The 20309-nt window shown below is 62.2% G+C and carries 23 protein-coding genes and 1 tRNA gene; 11 read left to right on the forward strand and 13 right to left on the reverse strand.

What is annotated here, in order from left to right; genetic code table 11:
- Positions 1-52 precede the first annotated feature (52 nt).
- A complete protein-coding gene (locus tag WYS_RS14565) occupies positions 53-829 on the reverse strand; it encodes a peptidylprolyl isomerase (RefSeq protein ID WP_019177277.1) in 777 nt (258 codons plus the stop codon).
- A 197-nt stretch (positions 830-1026) separates the two neighbouring features.
- On the opposite strand from WYS_RS14565, the gene WYS_RS06075 reads away from it, so the two are divergent.
- Positions 1027-1103, forward strand: a tRNA-Thr gene (locus WYS_RS06075).
- A gap of 27 nt (positions 1104-1130) precedes the next feature.
- On the opposite strand, the gene WYS_RS06080 is transcribed toward WYS_RS06075, so the two are convergent.
- The 5 genes from WYS_RS06080 to WYS_RS06100 form a co-directional block, all read right to left on the reverse strand.
- Positions 1131-1553: a hypothetical protein gene (locus tag WYS_RS06080; RefSeq protein ID WP_019177278.1), complete on the reverse strand. Its 423-nt coding sequence runs from the start codon at positions 1551-1553 to the stop codon at positions 1131-1133.
- A 3-nt stretch (positions 1554-1556) separates the two neighbouring features.
- Positions 1557-1754 carry a helix-turn-helix transcriptional regulator gene (locus tag WYS_RS06085; RefSeq protein ID WP_019177279.1) on the reverse strand — a complete coding sequence of 66 codons (198 nt, stop codon included), beginning with the start codon at positions 1752-1754 and terminating at the stop codon, positions 1557-1559.
- A gap of 118 nt (positions 1755-1872) precedes the next feature.
- Positions 1873-2220, reverse strand: coding sequence for a cupin domain-containing protein (locus tag WYS_RS06090; RefSeq protein WP_019177280.1), 348 nt, complete (start codon positions 2218-2220; stop codon positions 1873-1875).
- Between the two features lie 4 nt (positions 2221-2224).
- On the reverse strand, positions 2225-3550 hold the full coding sequence (locus WYS_RS06095) for an acetyl ornithine aminotransferase family protein (protein WP_019177281.1): 1326 nt from the start codon (positions 3548-3550) through the stop codon (positions 2225-2227).
- A 583-nt stretch (positions 3551-4133) separates the two neighbouring features.
- Positions 4134-4817, reverse strand: coding sequence for a DUF7523 family protein (locus tag WYS_RS06100; protein WP_019177282.1), 684 nt, complete (start codon positions 4815-4817; stop codon positions 4134-4136).
- 165 nt (positions 4818-4982) lie between these two features.
- On the opposite strand from WYS_RS06100, the gene WYS_RS06105 reads away from it, so the two are divergent.
- Both WYS_RS06105 and WYS_RS06110 read left to right on the forward strand, forming a co-directional pair.
- Entirely contained in the window at positions 4983-5243 is a 261-nt protein-coding gene (locus tag WYS_RS06105; protein ID WP_019177283.1) for a hypothetical protein, read from the forward strand.
- Positions 5244-5283: 40 nt separating this feature from the next.
- The gene (locus WYS_RS06110) at positions 5284-5472 is read left to right on the forward strand and encodes a hypothetical protein (protein ID WP_026068858.1); all 189 of its coding nucleotides are present in this window, start codon (positions 5284-5286) and stop codon (positions 5470-5472) included.
- A gap of 9 nt (positions 5473-5481) precedes the next feature.
- Here WYS_RS06110 and WYS_RS06115 read toward each other — a convergent pair whose 3' ends face one another.
- The 5 genes from WYS_RS06115 to argC all read right to left on the reverse strand — a co-directional run bounded on the left by WYS_RS06115 (position 5482) and on the right by argC (position 10556).
- Positions 5482-6162, reverse strand: a complete 681-nt coding sequence (locus tag WYS_RS06115; protein ID WP_019177285.1) for a hypothetical protein — start codon at positions 6160-6162, stop codon at positions 5482-5484.
- 95 nt (positions 6163-6257) lie between these two features.
- A complete protein-coding gene (locus WYS_RS06120; RefSeq protein ID WP_019177286.1) occupies positions 6258-7448 on the reverse strand; it encodes an aspartate aminotransferase family protein in 1191 nt (396 codons plus the stop codon).
- Between the two features lie 2 nt (positions 7449-7450).
- Positions 7451-8296, reverse strand: coding sequence for an acetylglutamate kinase (argB, locus tag WYS_RS14570; protein WP_019177287.1), 846 nt, complete (start codon positions 8294-8296; stop codon positions 7451-7453).
- Between the two features lie 10 nt (positions 8297-8306).
- Entirely contained in the window at positions 8307-9533 is a 1227-nt protein-coding gene (gene argJ, locus WYS_RS06130) for a bifunctional ornithine acetyltransferase/N-acetylglutamate synthase (protein WP_019177288.1), read from the reverse strand.
- A 3-nt stretch (positions 9534-9536) separates the two neighbouring features.
- Positions 9537-10556 (reverse strand): N-acetyl-gamma-glutamyl-phosphate reductase, encoded by a 1020-nt coding sequence (argC, locus tag WYS_RS06135; RefSeq protein ID WP_019177289.1) that lies wholly within the window; start codon positions 10554-10556, stop codon positions 9537-9539.
- A 221-nt stretch (positions 10557-10777) separates the two neighbouring features.
- On the opposite strand from argC, the gene WYS_RS06140 reads away from it, so the two are divergent.
- From WYS_RS06140 to WYS_RS06150, 3 genes are all read left to right on the forward strand, one after another.
- Complete coding sequence (locus tag WYS_RS06140) at positions 10778-12085, forward strand: argininosuccinate synthase (RefSeq protein WP_019177290.1); 1308 nt, start codon at positions 10778-10780, stop codon at positions 12083-12085.
- 73 nt (positions 12086-12158) lie between these two features.
- Positions 12159-13622: an argininosuccinate lyase gene (gene argH / locus WYS_RS06145; RefSeq protein WP_019177291.1), complete on the forward strand. Its 1464-nt coding sequence runs from the start codon at positions 12159-12161 to the stop codon at positions 13620-13622.
- Positions 13623-13701: 79 nt separating this feature from the next.
- Entirely contained in the window at positions 13702-13920 is a 219-nt protein-coding gene (locus tag WYS_RS06150; RefSeq protein WP_019177292.1) for a hypothetical protein, read from the forward strand.
- Positions 13921-13923: 3 nt separating this feature from the next.
- Here the strand turns inward: WYS_RS06150 and WYS_RS06155 are convergent, their stop codons facing one another.
- Complete coding sequence (locus WYS_RS06155; protein ID WP_019177293.1) at positions 13924-14292, reverse strand: hypothetical protein; 369 nt, start codon at positions 14290-14292, stop codon at positions 13924-13926.
- A gap of 124 nt (positions 14293-14416) precedes the next feature.
- On the opposite strand from WYS_RS06155, the gene thiD reads away from it, so the two are divergent.
- The 5 genes from thiD to WYS_RS06180 are packed head-to-tail and all read left to right on the forward strand — an operon-like array spanning position 14417 to position 19366.
- On the forward strand, positions 14417-15715 hold the full coding sequence (gene thiD, locus WYS_RS06160; protein ID WP_019177294.1) for a bifunctional hydroxymethylpyrimidine kinase/phosphomethylpyrimidine kinase: 1299 nt from the start codon (positions 14417-14419) through the stop codon (positions 15713-15715).
- Between the two features lie 5 nt (positions 15716-15720).
- Complete coding sequence (locus WYS_RS06165; protein WP_162137705.1) at positions 15721-16875, forward strand: glycosyltransferase; 1155 nt, start codon at positions 15721-15723, stop codon at positions 16873-16875.
- Between the two features lie 40 nt (positions 16876-16915).
- Positions 16916-17527: a hypothetical protein gene (locus WYS_RS06170; RefSeq protein WP_019177296.1), complete on the forward strand. Its 612-nt coding sequence runs from the start codon at positions 16916-16918 to the stop codon at positions 17525-17527.
- Positions 17508-18572: a glycosyltransferase family 4 protein gene (locus tag WYS_RS14575; RefSeq protein ID WP_019177297.1), complete on the forward strand. Its 1065-nt coding sequence runs from the start codon at positions 17508-17510 to the stop codon at positions 18570-18572. Before WYS_RS06170 ends, WYS_RS14575 begins: the two co-directional genes overlap by 20 nt.
- Before the next feature lie 8 nt (positions 18573-18580).
- Positions 18581-19366: a phosphatase PAP2 family protein gene (locus WYS_RS06180; protein ID WP_019177298.1), complete on the forward strand. Its 786-nt coding sequence runs from the start codon at positions 18581-18583 to the stop codon at positions 19364-19366.
- Here the strand turns inward: WYS_RS06180 and WYS_RS14580 are convergent.
- Positions 19353-20183: an FKBP-type peptidyl-prolyl cis-trans isomerase gene (locus WYS_RS14580; protein ID WP_162137706.1), complete on the reverse strand. Its 831-nt coding sequence runs from the start codon at positions 20181-20183 to the stop codon at positions 19353-19355. The two genes, WYS_RS06180 and WYS_RS14580, sit on opposite strands and share 14 nt — an antisense overlap.
- Between the last annotated feature and the right edge of the window lie 126 nt (positions 20184-20309).

Consider the following 20309-nt stretch of genomic DNA (forward strand, 5'->3'; position numbering starts at 1 on the left):
TTGTGTTCGCATAAGGGAATTGGATAGAAAAGGTTTGCTGAGGGGTTTGAGCTTACTGCTTCTCCTGGGGGAGTTCTTCCTCGGCGATCTCCTCCGGGGCAGCTTCTTCAGCGACCTCGGCGGGAGCGCTCTTGACGTACTCCTCGATGAAGCGGACGTTCAGGGCGCCCAGGGCCTCCCTGAGGTCGGCCACGACGCGGTACTTCGCGAGCATCCACTTCTGGTCGTACTTGCCGACATCGGGCAGGACAATGCTGACGTCCTTGCCGTCGACGGTGATGCCGAAGCCCTCGGTGGTGCCGTAGTCCATCTCCAGAATGCTCTTTACCTTCTCCTCGTCGCCCTCGGTCTTGGAGAGCACCTTGAAGTGGTACTTCAGGTTCTTGCCGGCGAGGCGCCTGTTGAAGTCGACGCGGACGCGTCCGGCGGTGACGGCGGTGATGATGCCGACGCGGTTCCTGATGTTGACCTCCATGCCGACGTGGGGCTCGATCTCCTGCTTCAGGAACTCCCTGAGAGGGAGCATCTCCACGAGCTTGGGGTCTCTCTGCCCGGCTGCCTTCTCGGCCGGGACCACAATGTCGTACTCCTTGCCGACCTCAGCGCCCTCAAGGGCCTCATCCAGGCCGGGGAACACTCTGCCGCCCCCGACCAAGATGGGGATGGGGACGTACTGGAGCTTCTCGTTGTAGACGCCGTTGTCCTTGGCGGTCTCGGCGTTGGTGGTGTCGAAGATCTCGTTCGAATCCTCGGTCCAGCCGTCGAAGTCGATGCGTACAATGTCTCCCTTGACGACCTTAGCGGCTTGGTTGGTATCTTCATTGGACATAAATATCACCCTGAATCAATGGCTGAATATGAGGTGGTGTCATTAATTCGTTGATTTTATAGTTTGTGGTGTTCCGGCAGGCCCTGTTTTCAATGTGTGTGGAGCATGCTCCCGCCGGACTGAATTTTACCCCTGCCTTCATCCGAGGCCGCCTCACACATAAAGTTCAAATCACAGTGTTGAATTCGAGGTCATAGGCCACCATGGCATAGCTCGGTAGCGCGGCTGACTTGTAATCAGCAGGTCGGGAGTTCGAATCTCCCTGGTGGCTCCAATTATCCCCATGAACGGCCATGCCGTGCTACATTCGGCTGGAATAATACTGGGTCAGGGAGATAACCAGCACGAGCTCCAGCACCAACAAAGATGAGACTACGAGGAGGACGCCGACATCCGCGCCAATGATCCCCAATATCATGATGACCGCCGATATGGCGAGCACGATGAGGAAATTGGCCTTTGACCCGGCCTTCTCCCGGACCCTCACGTTCCTTTCATCGTTCACTTCGATCTCCTTCCGCCTCATCGTTTCCCCGTCCTCGTTTATGAACAGCCTGATAACCACGTTGCCGATGCCCACGGATGCCGCCGCGGCACCGAGCCCGTAGCATAAGCCCGAGATCGTTTTCACGCTTTCGTCGACAAAGACAAAGGCCCCTATGGCGAGCAAAGTCGCGCCCAGCGCTGCCAGGAGCACATATGGCAAGAGATTCTTCCCGTTCATTGGTCACGCCCCCTCATAAATGAAGACCTCCTCGATGCTCAGGTCAAAGTACCTCGCGATCTTGAACGCCAGCTCTATTGATGGGTTGTACCGCCCGTTCTCCAGGGACCCGATGGTCTGTCTCGATACTCCCAGAAGATCGGCGAGTTCTTCCTGCTTCAGACCTCGCCGCCTGCGAAGCTCTTCAAGCCGGTTCTTCATTCCGTTGCCTGAATATGGAAAGTATACTTTCCATATTAAACTATCCATGGGGCCTGATAAGATCATCCAGCCGGGGCTTGACGGAGTCGATGCAGCACGTCACCAGTCCATGTCCTGCTCACAGCCAGACAGTGTCATCATCCCGGTAGTCGACCTTGAGCACAAGGAACCCGAAGTCCTCCTCCGCCGCGGGGGTCTCGTGCACCTCTCCCGGCTCGCATACCACAATGTCCCCGGGCTCCAGGGAGAGGCGGGTACCGCTGACGACGAAGGAGCCTCTGCCAAGGACATAGAATACCTCGGTCTGGACTTTGTGGTAGTGCGGCGGCACCGCCTCTCCCCTCCGAAAGCGGACCTCCTGGACCAGGTCGACGTTCTTCGGCAGGAACCCCTGGCCCAGCAGCCTCTTCTTGCGGTACCCTTTCCCTTCCACCCACTCGCCCGAGCTCGCCCTGAAGTGCTTCATTCCGTCACCTTGCGGCGTCGCGCAATGCGCTGGCGAGGATATCAATCCCTTCGTCGATTACGCTCTCGTCCGTGCTCAGGGGAGGCACGAAGCGTATGGCTGATCGCCCCGCTCCGAGGAGGACGAGCCCGTGCCTGAAGCAGAAATCGGTCACCCCATCCCTGAACTCGGAGGCCGGCTCCTTGGTGCGGCGGTCCTTCACCAGCTCGATGGCTTGCATCAGCCCCAGGCCGCGCACGTCGCCAATCGCGTCGAACTTTTCTTGCAGCTCCGACAGGCGCTTGTTCAGGTAAGCTCCCATCCTCTCCGCATTGGCTACCAGGCCCTCGCCCTCGATGACCTTGAACGTAGCGAGGGAGGCGGCACAGGCGAGAAGGTTTCCGCCATAGGTGTTGGAGTGGGCCGCCGGCCCGAAGTCCATGGGGGCGGGGAACACCGTGGCCGCGATGGGAGTGCCGGAGCCCAGGGACTTGGCGGTGCACAATACGTCCGGCACCACCCCGGAATGTTCGATCACCCACATCCTGCCGGTGCGGCCCATTCCGGCCTGGACCTCGTCATCCACCAGCAGGATGCCGTGCTCCCGGCATATCCTCGATATCTCCGGCACGAACGCCTTGGGCGGCACGATGTAGCCGCCCTCCCCCTGCACTGGCTCCACGAACAGCGCCGCCACCTCTTCGGGCGGCAGGAAGGTCGGGAAGTACACTTCCTCCAGGACCTTGGCGCAGTGCATGCCGCAGCTCTCCGGGCTCATGCCGTAGGCGCAGCGGTAGCAGTATGCGTAGGGGATGTGCTCGACCCCCGGCACCAGGGGAAAGTACCTCTCCTGCTGCACGGCCTTGCTCGCCGTCAGCGACAGCGCGCCCATGGTGCGGCCGTGGAAGCCACCGATGAAGGAGATGAACCTCTTCCTCCCAGTGTGCCAGCGGGCCAGCTTCATGGCCGCCTCGTTGCTCTCGGCCCCGCTGTTGCTGAAGAACACTTTCTTCTCATAGTTCCCGGGCGTCACCTCATCAAGCTTCTGGGCGAGCTCGACTTGGGCGTCATAGTAGAAGTCGGTGCCAGCGTAGTGGAACAGCCTGCCCGCCTGCTCCTGCACCGCCTTGACCACCGCGGGGTGCTGGAAGCCGACGTTGAGAACAGAGACCCCCGCGACGAAGTCTATGTAGGTGTTGCCATCCACGTCGGTGACGGTCCCTCCCCTGGCCTCACGAATTGCCAGCGGGTGGGCCTTGGTGGCGGTGGCGATGTAGCGACGGTCCTTTTCTATAAGAGCGCGAGCCTTCGGCCCCGGAGGCTCGACTACGATCCTGGCGTGCTTCCCCATGTCCTGTCGCTACAACGTTGGGCTCGGGCGATATAATACCGTTTCTGGCGTGGCGCGACATATCGGTTTACACCATAGTAACGATAACGATGACTCCACCTCCGACCAATGATGTCTCTTCATAGTCAGAGGCTTCAATTTCACGTAGTCTCGCATATCGAACTGGCGAAAGCAAACAGAAGACCCATAGAACCAAGCCAATGCCATGCCGCATCTAACATGAAGATGATCGATGAATGATGGGCCTAGGATTGCACAAGAGCTATCGGAAAGAATGACGTTGGATCAAAAAGGATGACATTCTATCATAGTCAACTTTTTTCTCAATTCTGTCCAGCCTCTGCTCGATTCGAACCGGCCCGTAGATATTGGCGCCGACATCCTAAGCCATAGGGGAACCTTCAGCCATGATTGTGGCTGAGAAAGAAAATAATGACATTTAATGCAACTTCCCTCCAGAGCGCCGAAAATGGTTATCGACTTTAAGGACTGGATGTCCGAATGGAATGGAGGCGCACACGGAGGGATTCGAACCCTCCGCCACAAAGTGATTTGTGGGGCGGATGGAAAGCCAAAGTTGCCCTCAATCTTCCGGGTTCATCTTTTCCGCGGACTCGATGCACTTCGACAGGATGGAGTACGCCTGCATCATGTCGTCGGCGTCGACGATGAAGATGGTGTCGGTGAACACGCTGACCGACTCCAGGACATTGATGCCCCCGTCGGCGAGGTTGTTGGCCAGGTACGCGAACACGCCGCTGGTCTCACTGATGCGCTCCGGCGATTTCACCGAGATCTCCACTAAGTTCATACGAGTCTTGACCACGTTCTCCGGCCCCACCGAGTTCACCACCTCGGCCTTCAGCTTCTCATCGGCGATGATGGTGATGGCCTGGGTACCCTGGATCACCTGCATGATCGACTTCTCGTTGAGGAGCTTCTTGAAGATGGCCTCCAGCCGGTGCAGGACCGTCCAGTCGTTCTTGGCGGTGACAATGCAGATCTTGGTCTTCAGCTCCAGGCGGGAGTTTCGCAGCACGCGGAGGATCTCGTTCTCATGGTCCTGCCTCCCCAGCTTCACGGCGTAGCGGCGGCAGGCGATCATGACGGCCTCCTCATTGGATATGTTGAGGTCTCTCATTATGAGCCGGGCCAATGAAGAATAGTTTATGAGATCCTTGGAAATGCAATCCTTGACGCTAGGGTGCGCGTCAATGTACACCCTGGTCCTCTCAGCTATGCTCTCCTTCTGCACTTCCTTTTTCATTGGGTCGAGAGAATAACGGGGTCTGCTCTTAAATGTTTTCACCAGGGACCGCTGGGGGGCCACCACGCCAGCGGCCGGGCGCCGAGATAGCTCATGATTTCCTCCCCTTCCCGCCGAAGTGATGCCATCACTTGAAATAAGGCGACCTTGCATTGAAATTGAACGATGCCTGAGCCGAGCGTCCTACTGAAGATCCAAGCGGCCCGCTCAGACGAGAAGGCCAGGAGCCTGGCGGAGCGGTTCAGGACCGACGGCTTCGCCCCGTTCGAGGAGCAGGATATATTGATAGGCTTCGTCAGGGCCGTAGAGGAGGACGAGAACGGATACACCATCACTATCGAGATGTCGGAAGCGGTGGTGGACGGCTACCTCCGCGGACAGCCTTGGGACTTCCCCGAGGACGAGTGGAGCCTCGACGACGAGTGAGCCCCTAATGTTTTTCACCGAGGGGATGCAATGGTCCAGCATGCATCGCAGTGTCCCCTTGACCAAGACGGTCCAATGTCCCAAATGTGGGCTTCGCCAGCAGATCACCTTCACGGACGATTCCGTGGGAGTGGAACAGCGGTGCATCGGCTGCGACGAGTTCGTATGGTTCGTTCTCCCCCCGGCCGGGTCGGTCATCAAGGACACTTTCAAGCGGCTTTTCGGGTGACGCCCGCGCCTACCAACCAGTCGCATAGCTGATGGAGAACACCGTGAATCCCAGCGCAGCCAGGAACAGGACCGCCGGCCACCTCCTGCGGTTCAGGTTCCTGGCATAAGCCGCCCCCAGGACGGCCATCATGGCGGTGGCCATCAGCCGCGACCAGTATATCCCGCCCTTGAGGTCCCCCAACAGGAGCAGCGGGGCCACCAGGGGGATGACGAACAGCACGTCTATCGCCACGATCCCCAGGGCATAGCGCCGGTCCGCTTTGCCCGGCCGGTACGAGGCGGTGCGGGGGTCCCGCTCGGGGACGCCCGCGGCGATCTCGTCAAGAATGCGCTTCTTCTGCTCCCTGCTCAGCCCGGCGGCGATGGTGTCGTCCAGGGCATCCATGGCGGAACCCCTGGTCCCCGGGTCGTTGAGGACCTGGAGGTCGTACACCACCTGGTCGGCCTTGGCCCGGTTTATCAGGTTCCCGTACATCACGGAGAGGCCGTCGATGATGCCCCATACGGCGTTCACCGAGAAGGCCAGGAGGATGACCGTGAGCACCTCGAGCCGGGAGCCGGCGATGCCGCCCAAGAGCCCCAGGGTGACCACCACCATCCATACGGCGTAGAAGCACTCGCCCAGCCGGTCGCCCAGGGGCAGGTACTCCTCATAATATTCCTTGATGCTCCTCGGTCCGAGGTCCATATCAGTGATCCGGGGGATAATCCCGGCCCGCCGTCATAATACATGCGCGAGCTCGGCCGCGCTCACAGGATGAAAAAAGGAAGGAAGGGGCGAGCTCAACCCTTGGCCGAGGAGGCCAGGAAGCTCTTGAAGATGCCGTTGAACTCCCGGAGGGACCGCTCGCTCACGATGAGCGGCGGGATCAGGCGGACCACCCTGCCAGCGCAGACGTTGACCAGGATGCCGCTCCGGAACGCCAGCTCCTGCAGCCTCTTGGCCTCGTCGCCCATCTCCATTCCGATGATGAACCCCTTCCCGCGGACCTCCTTCACGACGTCGGACCCCGAGGCGATGGAGCTCAGCTCCCGCATCCACTTTCCGCCGATGTCGGCGGCCCGGTCGGGGATCCTCTCGGCCTTCATGGTCTCGATGACCGTCCTGGCCACCGCGCAGGCGAGCTGGTTCCCTCCGAAGGTGGTGCCGTGCGTTCCGGGAGTGAAGGTCGACGCTATCTCCCGGGAGGTCAGGCACGCCCCGATGGGGACCCCGTTCCCCAGGGCCTTGGCCAGGCTCACTATGTCCGGCACCACGCCGTAATGCTGGAAGCCGAACCACTTGCCCGTCCGCCCCATCCCGGTCTGGACCTCGTCCACTATGAACAGGGCGCCCTTCTCGTCGCACACGTCCCGGGCGGTGCGGAAGAACTCCTCGCCGGCGGGGATCACCCCTCCCTCGCCCTGGATCGGCTCGCAGATGAACGCCGCGGTGTCCTTGGTCACCGCGCCCTTGAGGGCCTCGACGTCGCCGTAGTCGACGAAGTCGAAGGCCTTGGAGAGCAGGGGCTCGAAGCCATGCTGGTACTTCGGCTGGCCGGTGGCCGACAGCGACGCGGCGATGCGGCCGTGGAAGGAGTTGTTGGTCGATACCAGGCGGGTGCGCCCGGTATGCTTGACCGCAAGCTTCAGCGCGGCCTCGTTGGCCTCTGCCCCGCTGTTGACGAAAAGCGTGGCACTCAGGGGCGCCGGGGCGATGGAGGCGATAGATTCGGCCGCCAAAGCCTGCTCCCTGTTCAGGTACAGGTTCGAGGCATGCATGAGCTTCTGGGCCTGCTCGCAGACGGTCCTCACCACCGCGAGGTGGGAGTAGCCGAGCGAAACGACGGCGATGCCCGCTACCAGGTCGATGTACCTCTTGCCTTCGAGGTCGTAGAGGAACTCCTTCTCGCCGCGATCGAAGCACACCTGCTGGCGCGCGTAGTTCTGGAACAGGTATTGCTTGTCCAGTTCCTTGACTTGTTCGATATTCATAATCACTCGACCGTTATCTCGGTGCCGATCTTCTCGTGCTGGATCATCTTCCTCACCATGGAGTGCGGCTCCTTCCCGTTCAGCATGAGCACGGCGCTGACGCCGCTGCCGAGGGCGGCGCGGCACGCTTCCACCTTGGGGATCATGCCCCCGGTGATGACGCCCCCCGCGATGAGCTCGTCCACCTCGGACAGGGTAAGGGACGGGATGACCTCCCTGCCCCCCTCGCCCCCTTTCAGTATGCCCGGCACGTCGGTCACCAATATCATCTCGTCCGCGCCGACCGCCCTGGCCACGCTGGCCGCTACAGTGTCGGCGTTTACATTGAGCCTGCCGCCATCCTCGCCGGCGCATATGGGAAAGATGACCGGCACCTTCCCCGACGCCACCAGGGGCTCCAGGACCGAGCGGTCCACCCGGGACACCTCGCCCACGCGGTCCAGGTCGACCTTGATGTCCCTGCCGCCCTCGTCCTTGGCCGCCACCGGCGGCATCTTCGCCGCCACCACCGCGCGGGAGTCGCAGCCGCACATGCCCACGGCATCCACTCCCTCGCCCTTCAGCGACGCGACTATCTCGGAGTTGATGCGGGCCAGTACCTCAGCGGCCACCTGCAGCGCGGCGTCGTCGGTGACGCGCAGCCCGGAGACCTTCTTCACCTTGAGGCCGCGCCTCTCCATCTCCTGACTGATCTCCGGCCCCCCGCCGTGCACTATGATCGGCCAGACGCCGGAGCGCAGGAGCCGGGCGATGTCCTCGCTGAAGCGCTTCAGGTCGCCCTCGCCGCTCAGCGCGTTCCCTCCGAACTTGATGAGGATGCGCTTGCCCGTGGAACTCGACGCGTTCATGGCCGCCGCCTTAGGTGGTGTACTCGGCGTTGATCTTCACGTACTCGTAGGTGAGATCGCAGCCCCATGCCTCAGCGTACCCGTTCCCCACGCCCAGTTCCAGGGACATGGTGATGCGGGGCTGCGACAGGAGCCTGCGGGCGGTGACCTCGGCCTCGGAGCACGGCTTGACCTGGGGGACGCCCCCCTCGAAGAGGATGACCTCCTGTCCTGCGCTGCCGATGGTCAGCCTGACCTTGTCGATATCGAACTCGCTGCCGGAGTTGCCCAGCGCCGCGAGCACCCTCCCGAAGTTGGGATCGGCGCCGAAGATGGCGGTCTTGACCAGACTGGACGAGATGATCCACCGGCCGGTGGTCCTCGCTTCCTTGTCGGTCTTGGCACCGGAGACGTGCAGCTCGATGAGCTTCGTGGCGCCCTCCCCATCGATGACCACCATCTTGGCCAAGGACTGCAGGACGTACAGGACCCCTTTCCAGAACTCGTGATCGTCATCCACGGCCCTTCCGCCGGCGGCCCCGTTGGCCATCAGCACGGAGATGTCGTTGGTGCTCTGGTCCCCGTCCACGTTGATCATGTTGAAGCTCTTGTTGATGCAATCCTGGAACTTGTACAGCGGCGGCTTGGTCAGCACCGCGTCGGTGGTGATGAAGCTCAAGGTGGTGGCGTGCTGGGTCTTCATGGACGGCGAGATCATGCCGGAACCCTTGGCCATGCCGGCGATGGTGACCACGGTCCCGTCCTTGAGCGTTACCTGGCAGGCAGCCTCCTTGATGACCTTGTCGGTGGTGAGGATGGCTTGCGCGGCCTTGTGATCGTAGTCCCGCCCGCGCCCCATCTCGGCCGGCGATGCGTTGATCCCGGCCGCGAGCTTCTCCATGGGCAGGAAGCGCCCTATGACCCCGGTGGACGATACGCCCACCATCTCAGGCTCCAGGCCAAGCGCCTTGCCGGCGATCTCGGACATGGCGATGGCGTCCTTCATGCCCTGGGGGCCGGTGATGGCATTGGCATTGCCGCTGTTGATCACGAAGGCCTGCAGCTTGGGGCTGGACCGCTTCATCATCAGTTCGATGGGCGCCGCCCGCATCTTGTTCTGGGTGTACGCGCAGGCGGAAAAGGCCGGCCTTTCCGAATAGATCATAGCCAGGTCCAGCCGCTCCTTCTTTATGCCGCAGTGAACTCCAGACGCCTTGAAACCCTTGGGAGTTGTTACTCCGCCATCGATTATTTCCATCCTTCATACCCCCAGACCGGGATAGTCGAGCCCCATGGCCTCATCCAATTTGAACATTATGTTCGCGTTCTGCACGGCCTGGCCGGCACCGCCCTTGACCAGGTTGTCGAGGGCGCCCATCGCCACGACGGTGTTCTCCCCCACCAGCTGATGCCCTATCTCGCAGAAGTTCGACCCCGTGGTGGCGGGGATCGCCGGAGCGACGGAGGGGCGGACGAACCTGCGGCCGGAATAGAAATCAGAGTATGCCTTGTCCACGTCTTCGGCGGTGGTGCCCTCCTTGACCGAGACGTAGCTGGTGGTGAGCATGCCGCGCACGATCGGCAGCAAGTGAGGAGTGAACACGACCTCGGTGGGAACGCCGCGCACCCGTTCCAGGACCATCTTGATCTCGGGAGTGTGGCGGTGCGCGCCGATGCTGTATGGGGTGACGGACGCGCCGCAGGCGGGATGGTGGAGCCTCTTGGACGGCTCCTGCCCCGCGCCGGACGTTCCGCTCTTGGCGTCCACGATGACCTTGCCCTCGGCCAGTCCCGAGGCCATCAACGGCGCGAGGGACAGCACCGAGCAGGTGGGGTAGCAGCCGGGGTTGGCCACCAGCCGGGCGTTGGCGATGTCGTCTTTGAACAGCTCGGCCATGCCGTAAACCGCCTTCCCCAGCCCGGGGAGGTCGGTATGGGGGTGCCCGTACCATTTCTCGTAGGTCTGGGGGTCCCGGAGGCGGTAGTCGCCGCTGAGATCGATGACCCTGGTCCCGCTCTTCATGAGGGATGGGATTACCGCCATGGACGCCCCGTGGGGCGTGGCGGCGAACACCACGTCGTAGTCCGCACCGTCGGCCAGCTGGGCCTCGAAGGTGAGGTCGGTGAAGCCTTTCAGGAAGGGGAGTATCTTCGACACCGGCGTACCGGCGTTCTGCCTGGAGGTGACAGCCTCCAGCGATATCTCGGGGTGCCGGCAGAGAATGCGTGCCAGCTCGCTACCGGTGTACCCGGAACCTCCAACGATCGCGGCCTTTATCATTCCAGTTGTCCTCGTAGCTCGTGTTAAGAGGCTGTGATAAAAAGGTGCGAACCTTAAGGATGATGACCCAAATGAGACACTACACCCCCTAGCTGTTGCAGAAGGGACTAGCTGGCCCCTGAGCCTTCCCTGGTGTCTCCCAAGGGACTACGAAGGTGCTGTTTGTCGGAGGTCGTTCATCAATCCTTTATAATCTGTTCAAGGTGGACCGAAAGATCGTAATGCAGTCCAGCAACAAGAAGGGTAAGAGTTCAAGCTCCACCAAGAACAAGATCGTCCTGGCGTACTCCGGCGGCCTGGACACCTCTGTGGCCATAAAGTGGCTGGAGGACAAGTACGGCCTTGAGGTCGTGGCCGTGTCCATAGACGTCGGCCAGCCCGGGGATATGAAGGCGAACATGGAGAGGGCCAAGGGGATCGGCGCGGTGTCCGCGTACGCCCTGGACGCCAAGGAGGTGTTCGCCGAGGAGTACTGCTGGCCGGCCCTGAAGGCCAACGCCCTGTACCAGGGAGTGTATCCCCTGTCCACCTCCATTGCCCGGCCGCTCATCGCCAAGCTGCTGGTGGATGTCGCCAGGAAGGAAGGCGCGTCCCATATCGCCCACGGCTGCACCGCCAAGGGGAACGATCAGGTGCGTTTCGACGTCTCCATCGGCGCCCTCGCCCCGGACCTCAAGATAATCGCCCCCATGAGGGAGTGGGTCATGACCCGCGAGGAGGAGATCGACTACGCCAAGGAGAACGGCATTCCCATCCCCGTGAAGAAGGCGTGCCCGTACTCCACCGACGAGAACCTGTGGGGCCGCAGCTGCGAGTGCGGCGTGATCGAGGACGCTTCCAAGGAGCCTCCCGAGGACTCCCACGAGTGGACGGTGTCCCCGCTGAAGGCGCCCAACAAGCCCACCTACGTCGAGATAGGGTTCGAGAAGGGCGTCCCCGTCTCCCTGGACGGCAAGAAGCTCCCGTCCGTTGAGCTGATCGTCCGCCTCAACAAGCTGGCCGGCGGGAACGGGGTGGGCCGCATCGACCACGTGGAGGACCGCCTGGTCGGCATCAAGTCCCGCGAGACCTATGAGTGCCCCGCCGCCGTCGTTCTAATCAAGGCCCACCAGGCCCTGGAGGGAATGGTGCTGACCAGGGACACGCTTTCCTACAAGAAGGGCGTGGAGCAGCGCTTCGCCGAGATGTCGTACGACGGCCTATGGTTCTCCCCGCTCGTGGAGGCGCTGAACGCCTTCGTGGACAAGACCCAGGAGTACGTCACCGGCACCATCAGGGTGAAGCTGTACAAGGGCAGCGCCGAGGTGGTGGGACGCGAGTCGCCGTACTCGCTGTACAACGAGGGCCTGGCCACCTACGCCAAGGGTGACGAGTTCGACCACACCTCTGCCAAGGGCTTCATCTACGTGTGGGGCCTGCCCCTGAAGACCGTGGCCGCCGCCCACAGGTCCAAGGTGAAGATCGTGGAGGCGCCAGCGAAGAAGAAGGTCGCCGCCGCCAAGACCGCCGTCAAGAAGGCCAAGAAGTAACGGCCAAACCCCTTTCCCAAATTTATTTTATTCACCTGCTTATTGCACACTCGTTCTGGAACAACAAAGAGGGATGTCATTGAGCAACGATCAGAAAGTATTGTGGTCGGGACGGTTCAAGGAAGGCGCGGCCGAGTCCACTCTGGCCTTCACCTCATCGCTGGATGTGGACCAGCGGCTGGCAAGCTATGATGTCATGGGCTCGATAGCTCACGCCCGCATGCTCGCCCGGCAGGGCATCATCTCCAAGGAGGACGGCGAGAAGATAGAGGCGGGCCTCAAGGAGATCCTGGCCCAGGTGGAGGACGGCACCCTCCCCATCGACCCGAAGCTGGAGGACATCCATTCCAACGTCGAGTTCCTGCTCACCGACAAGGTCAAGGACGCCGGTGCCAGACTGCACACCGCGCGGAGCCGCAACGACCAGGTCGTCACCGACGTCCGCATGTTCCTGCGCGACGCTGTCCTGGACACCGTCATCGCCATCATGGGGCTGGAGAAGGCCCTCATCGACACCGCCAAGGAGAACGCCGAGACCCTGATGCCCGGCTTCACCCACATGCAGCACGCCCAGCCCATCACCGTGGGCCACCACCTGATGGCGCATCAGGCCCGCCTGCAGAGGGATGCCGAGCGCCTCATGGACTCGTACCAGCGGCTGAACGTCAGCCCGCTGGGCTCGGCCGCCCTGGCGGGGACGACGTACAGCATCGACCGCCGGTACACCGCCAAGCTGCTGGGCTTCGAGGCCCCCTGCGCCAACTCTATCGATGGCGTCTCGGACCGCGATTTCGTCGCCGAGTACCTCTTCAACGCTTCGCTGTGCGCGGTGCACCTGTCGTCCCTGTGCGAAGAGCTGGCGTACTGGTCATCGCCCGAGTTCGGCTTCATCGAGATGGCCGACGCCTACTCCACCGGGAGCAGCATCATGCCGCAGAAGAAGAACCCCGACGTGGCCGAGCTCACCCGCGGACGGGCGGGGGCCGCCATCGGGGACCTGGTGAACATCCTGGTGACGATGAAAGGCCTCCCGCTCTCGTACAATCGGGACCTCCAAGAGGACAAGGGCGCACTGTTCGCCTCGTACGACCGCCTGGTCCCCTGCCTGCGCATGTGCGGGGCCATGTTATCCACCCTGAAGTTCAGGAAGGACCGCATGCTCGAGGCCGCCAAGGAGGGGTTCCTCAACGCCACCGACCTGGCCGACTACCTGGTGGTCAAGGGCATGCCGTTCCGCAAGGCCCACGAGGTCGTGGGCGGGGCGGTCCGCTACTGCATCGACCGCGGGAAGCGGCTGGACGACCTGTCCCTCGACGAGCTGGTGACGTTCAGCGGCCTCATCGGGGAGGACGTGTTTGAGGTCCTGCCCATCGAGAAGTGCGTGCGCCGCCGCCGTTCCCTCGGCGGCACCTCGCCGGACGCTATGCCGGAGCAGGTCCACCATGCCACCGAGTCGCTGGAGCGCCAGGGCGTGTTCGCGGCCAGGGAGCGGGAGAACATCCGGAAAGCGTTCGCGAACCTGGCCCGGTCGGCCTGAACGCCGCGCTGCCGCCCCGGACCCGTGAACAAGTTATTTATCCGCGGCGCTGAGAGTCCAATAGCGGAGGGACCGACGAATGGTATGGGACACCGGCAGGGCCATCATCACCGCGATGGTGAGCACCATCGTGATGATCCTGCTGAGCGTGGTCTACTTCGCCATAACGCTCTTCTTCGTCAGGACCGCTGCGGACATAATATTCGCGGAGAGCGTCAGCGTGGACTGGGCGGTGCTGGCGGCGGCGATAATAACGTTCGGCTCGATGGTCGGCGCGGTGCTGGGCTCCCGGCAGTGAGGCTTATTCGTCCGGCCGGCCCAGAGCGTTCCATTCCAGAGTGTGCTTGATCCCTGCCTTGGACAGCATCTTGCTGATCTTCTCGCCCAGGCGGACGACCTCGCTGCTGGCGTTGTTGGACTTGATGTAGAACTGGTTCTCCCCTATGGGGAAGATGAGCCTCATGCGGCCCTTGCGGTTGTACCCCTCGGGCTTCTCGTTCCTGCGAAGCGCCTGGACGTTGAGGAAGATGAACATCTGCATAACGTCATCGTCATCGGGCATCTGGTCCGTTTCCTCGAGGAAGTTGGTCAGGATCTCCGGGAACACTTCCTCAAGGTCCTTGAACTCAAATGAATCGTCGAAAACGAAGTGCCCGCTGGTCGCCTTCATTGTCTATTCGTAAGGTAGGTGTGTATTTAAAAGTTGCCACACCGCACGTCGCTGGACATGAAAAACCTGGGCGGGCCCAACGGGTGCGGTGCAGTTATATCAGCAGTAGTGGATTGGTGGAGGCATGCTCGTAGCAATGACCATCGCGGGCTCCGATTCCTCGGGCGGGGCGGGCATCGAGGCGGACATAAAGGCCATGGCCTCCCTCGGCGTGCACGCCGCGTTCGCGCTGACCGCCGTCACGTCCCAGAACACCCAGAGGGTCGCTTCCATCTTTCCCATCCCTCCTGAGGTGGTCGTCTCCCAGATCGACTCCGTCCTGGAGGACGTGCCGGTCTCGGCAGCCAAGACCGGCATGCTGTTCTCCGCACCCATCGCGGAGGCGGTGGCTCAGCGCCTATCCGGGGAGGACGTCCCTCTGGTGGTGGACCCGGTGCTGGTAGCGGGGGTCGGGGACCCCCTGGGCCGCGCGGACCTGGTGGACGCCATCAAGGAAAGGATCGTCCCGCTGGCCACCATCCTCACGCCCAACGTGCCTGAGGCGGAGGCGCTGGTGGGGCGTAGGATACGCAACGAGGATGACGTGAGGAGAGCCTGCCGCGAGCTGGGGGACATAGGCGCGGAGGCGGTGCTGCTCAAGGGAGGGCATCTTGGCGACGGGGAATGCGCCACCTGCACCGACACTTTGTACTTCAACGGCAAGTTCCTGCAGCTGGAAGTGCCCCGCCTGGAGGTCCGCGGGCACGGAGGGGGGTGCATACTGTCCTCCTTCCTGGCGGCCAACCTGGCCAAGGGCATGGGGGTTTGGGAGGCGGCGGTGGCGGCGAAGATCATCATCAATGAGGCGGTGCGCTCGAACTATCCCGTGGGGAAAGGCGTCCCCGTGGTGGACCCCATCGGCAGGGTAGTAAGGAACGCCCAGCGGTGGGACGCGGCGGACCGCCTGAAGCGGGCCGCGGAGAGCTATGCCGGGCTGGTCCCGGCGGAGTGGGTCCCGGAAAGGGGGAGCAAGATCCTCTACGCTCTGCCGGGAGCGGCCGTCCCCGGCGACGTATGCAGCGTGGACGAGAGGATCGCGTACGGCGCGCGGGCCGGGGGCGTAAGCTTCGATACCTCGCCCGAGGACGCCGCGCCGGTGCTCACGGCCATGCGCTTCGACGAGGGCGTCCGTGCCAGCCTGGACCTCCCGGCCTCGGAACGGCAGGAGAAAGCGCTAAGAAAGAGTGGGCTCAGCGTGGTGGCGGCCGACGCAGTGGCCAAGGAGCGGGAGAGCGGCCTCCTGAGCATGGAAGATGTATTAAGGGAGCTACGTTTTGTACCTGACGCGGTTCTGATAAAGAGCGGCCCCCGATCGCCGGCGATATACCTGCTGGCCCAGGGCCCTGAGGAACTGCTCGCCAAGCTCGGGCGCGTTCTAAGGTGATGGATTTGCGCATCGCGATGTTCACCGACTCGTACCTCCCTTCCAAGGACGGGGTGGTCACCTCCATACTGCTCACGAAGCAGGAACTGGAGAAGCTGGGACACGAAGTGTTCATATTCGCCCCGGAGCCCTGGGACTACCGGGACCGGGAGAGCGGGGTATACTACTTCAAGTCCAGGGGCTTCAAGAGCTACCCTGGCTACATGATCCCCATGTTCCCGACCAACAAGTGCGAGATACTGAGGGAGCTGAACGTCGACCTCATCCATACCCATGGCCTTCTGTTCATGGGCTTGCGCAGCATGTTCGCCGGGAGGACGCTGTCCAAGCCGGTGGTGGTGACGTTTCACACCATGGTCACCGACGCGGCCAAGTACTACGCCAGGATACCTATACCGGACTGGATGACCAACCGGCTGTTCTGGATATACCTCCGGGAGCTGCTGGAGAGAGCTGACGCGGTGGTAGCCCCAACCGACGCCATACGCACCGAGCTTTTGAACTACGCTCCCGACATGAAGCGCATCGAGGTCATTCCCACCGGGGTGGACACCGCCCGCTTCAGCCCCGCCAACGACGGCTCCGAGGTCAGGAACAAGTATGGCCTGGACGGGGAGAAGGTGCTCCTCCACCTGGGCAGGATCGCCTGGGAGAAGAACCTGGACCTGGTGCTGAAAGGGTTCAGGAAGCTCTCCGCCGAGGACCGCGACATCCGGCTAATGATCGTAGGGGAGGGGCCAGCCAAGAAGCACTACCAGAAGATGGCCTCGGAGCTGGGGATCGAGGAGAAGACCATATTCACCGGCTTCGTTCCTGACGCCGACCTGCCGCAGTATTACGCGGCCTGCGACGCCTTCACCATCGCGTCGAAGTTCGAGACCCAGGGCCTGGCGGCCTTGGAGGCCATGGCCAGCGGGAAGCCCGTGGCCGGGATCGACTACCGGGCCGTCGCCGAGCTGGTGACCCCCGGCCAGGACGGCTTCCTCTTCGATGACTCGCCGGATTCGTGCGCCGATGCCATGTCCGCGGCGCTCTCGAGCGGCGAGGATGTCCGGAAGAACGCGCGCAGGAAGGCCGAGGCCTTCGGCATGGAGAAGAGCGCGGTCAAGCTGGTGGACCTGTACAAGTACGCCGTCGAACACAAGGCCAACGGCCATTAACGGAAAGGTTTTCTAATGGGGACAGGCTGTACCCACCCGAATGGACTTCAGCTCCTTCGGTGACCTAATCAGTGAGCTTTTCAAGCCCTTGGGACTGTGGGGGGCGCTAATCTGCATATTCATACTGTTCTATGTCGACTCGATCCTCTTCCCCACTCTCCCAGAGCTGTTCACCGTGATCATCTTCAACTCAGGGATACAGACCGGTGCGGATCAGTTCCTGTTCGGGGTGGGCATGCTCGCCACCATAGTGATCGCGGAGGTCCTGGGCGTCCTGACGCTGTATTCGGTGGTAAAGTTCGTCAGGCTATCAGGCAGGATAGAGAGAGCGGTCCGCAAGTTCCGCGATTTCCTGGTGGTCCCGGACGAGAGGATGATCCTGGTGAACAGGGTCGCTCCGATCCTTCCGTTCCTGGGAGCCTTCGTGGCGCTGTGCGGGTGGAACCTGAGGAAGTCCCTAACCTACGTGATGATAGGCGGCTCCTGCAAATACGGCGTCATATTGGTCCTCAGCGGCCTGTTCTTCATCTACCTGAGCAACGATATTGCGTGGCTGGTCACCCTGACGATGATCGTGGCGGTCATAGCATTGAGCATGGTGGCCACTTACATCCGGAAGAAGAGGATGGATAATGCGTATCGTCCAGCTTAACCCGTACCACTATCCGTACATGGGCGGCATAGAGCACCGCGTCCATGAGGTGTGCAAACACCTCTCCCGCCGCCATGAGGTCGTAGTGCTCACGGCCCAACTGGACGGGGCAAAGGAGGTGGAGGAGATCGACGGGTACACCGTCCGCAGGCTGCCCTCCCGATTCCTGAACATATACAATCCCCCCTTCGTTTCTACCCCGGGGGTCTTGGAGGCGCTGAACGGCATAGAGCCGGACCTGGTGGACTTCCATTTCCGATGGGCGCCTTCCTACACCCGGGCCATGACAGAGTATGACGGGAGGTGGGTCTTCACATTCCACAATACCTTCGGCGAGGGAAAAGGGCTCATAGGGGCCGCCAGCACGGTCAACGATTCCCTCTTCGCCCGGCACATCAGGGACCGCCGGGTCATCTGCGTCACCGACTTCGTAAAGAGGGACCTACTGTCGCGCGGCTTTGACGAGGCGCAGCTGGACGTGGTGCCAACGGGGGTGCACCTGGCCGAGGGGAACGGGCATGATGACGGCTTCGTCCTGTTCGCCGGCAGGCTGGTCGGCACGAAGGGGCTGCCCTATCTCATCAAGGCCATGGCCCAGGTCGACGGCAGGCTGGTCATCATGGGCTCCGGCCCGGACCGCGATAGGCTGGAGTCCTTGACCGGGAGGCTGGGCCTGGAGGACCGGGTGCAGTTCACCGGGCAGGTCGACGAGGACACCAAGCAGAGGCTGATGTCCTCCTGCTCGGTGTTCGCCATGCCCTCGCTGTTCGAATCGCTGGGCCTGGCGGCGGCGGAGGCGATGTCTTGGGGCAAGCCCGTAGTGGCCACCCAGGTCGGCGGCCTCCCCGAGATCGTGGGCGACGGCGGGATACTGGTGCCCCCCAAGGACCCCCCGGCGATGGCGGGGGCTCTGAACCTCCTGCTGTCGGACCGGGAGAAGCGCAGGGAGGTAGGGGCGAAGGCCCGCGCCCACATGAGGAAGTACGACTGGAACATCGTGGCCAGGGACCTTGAGAAGGTATATCTCCGGGCCGCCGAGGAGTAGGTGGACCCATGGGGCCTGGGACCGCGGTCCTCCTCGTCCTGATCGTGGCCGCCGCGACCACCGCCGCGCTGCTGTCCCGGGGGCGTTCACCTTCCGTTCTGCTAAAGAGCCTTTCCGCGGCGTGGCCCTGGCTCTTGCTCCTGGTCATGTCCAACGCCGTTGAGCTCGCCATGAATAGGGCGGTGCCGTTGAGCTCGCCGGTGGGAGTGCACATCACCTCCTTTACCAGCTCCTTTCTCCCCGGCATCCCGTCCTGGCTACAAGCCGTCCTTCCCGCCGATCCCCTTGTTCTGGCCCTCGGCCTTGCATACATCCTGGGCCTTCCCTTCGTGCTCATCGTCGTCCCTCTCACTTTGGCGTGGAGGGGCGAGGTCCCCGCCCTGAGGACCTACTGCCTGTGCCTCGCCATCGCGTACGTGTCCGGGATCGCCCTTCACCTGGCGTTCCCTTCGGCCAGGCCGTCCCTGCATCCCGGCTCGGGCATACTGCCGCTGCTGTATTCCGATCCGGTCCTGGGGCCGCTGCACTCCGACCTGGGGACGCCCGGCCGGAGTTTTCCTAGCTGGCACGTCACCCAGCTGAGCGCGGCGCTGTTCGCTCTCATCGACAGGAGACATGCGCGCGTGGCGCTGTCGGCCGTCCTGGCTATCACTGCGCTGGCGGTCCTGTTCCTGGGGGTCCACTGGCCCGCGGACGTCATCGGAGGTCTGATTTTGGGAGCGGGGGCTGCGCTCATCGGCAGGGAGACAATGAAAAGATGGGAAGAAGGTTCAAAGGGTTTCAGGACACGCTGAGGATTGTGACCACGAAGTATATGGTGGTCCCCTTGACCTCGGCCTTGCTGTCGGTGTTGATGGTCACCTTTCCGTCGGCGACCTGGTACACGATGAACTTAGAGGAGTCGCCCCCATCGTAGCCCTTCACGTACCCGGCGCTGGACCCGTCAAGCTGGTGCACGACCGTGATGCTGCCCCCGCTGACGGTTGCGGTGATGTCCCACCCATAGGATGCATCGTCCGAGTTGGCGTAGGCCTTGTAGGTGCTGCCGCTGGTCACATCGTTCCAGACGGTGACCTGGCCGGTGACGGGATCCACACCGATCACCCAGACATCCCACCCGTACCGGGGGTCCGTGATCTTGGAAACGGACGTGGCGTCCACGCCGAAGATAGTCTTGAACTCGGCCGTAGTCAGAACATCGGTGACAGGGACGGTCTCCGTCAGATCAAAGGTCACGAGCTTGGTGCTGTCGATCGCACCGTAGCCCAGGGATACCGGGATGGAGATGTTCTTCGTCTGCCCGGCCTTCAGGCCCAGGATGCCATATTCGAAGCCCTTGATGTACCCGCCCTGGCCGACGGTCAGCTCCAGAGGCTTGTCGCTGGTCCCCGAGAAGCTGAACAGAGGGGTCTTCGGATAAGTGGTGTTGTCGACGGCTACAGAGTAGATGGAGGTGTCGAACACGCGCCCGTCCGGCAGCTTGCCGATATAGCTCAGCTTGACCTTGGAACCGATCTTTACTTCCGTGCCGCTCGCCGAGGCGTCCCCGGTAACGAACAGGAACGCTCCAATAGTAGAGGCCAGGAGAACTACCACAATGATGATGGCCAAGATGCTCTTGGCTCCGCTCTTTGAGCTTGTAAGCGATCGCCTTCCGCTCTGCATCGCGCCAGAGATTTCACTCTCTGGATTTAACATTATGGTCCATAGAACCCCGGACCGATGACAGGGCCGCGG

Origin of the sequence: Methanomassiliicoccus luminyensis B10 (assembly GCF_000308215.1) — an archaeon.
Lineage (GTDB): Archaea > Thermoplasmatota > Thermoplasmata > Methanomassiliicoccales > Methanomassiliicoccaceae > Methanomassiliicoccus > Methanomassiliicoccus luminyensis.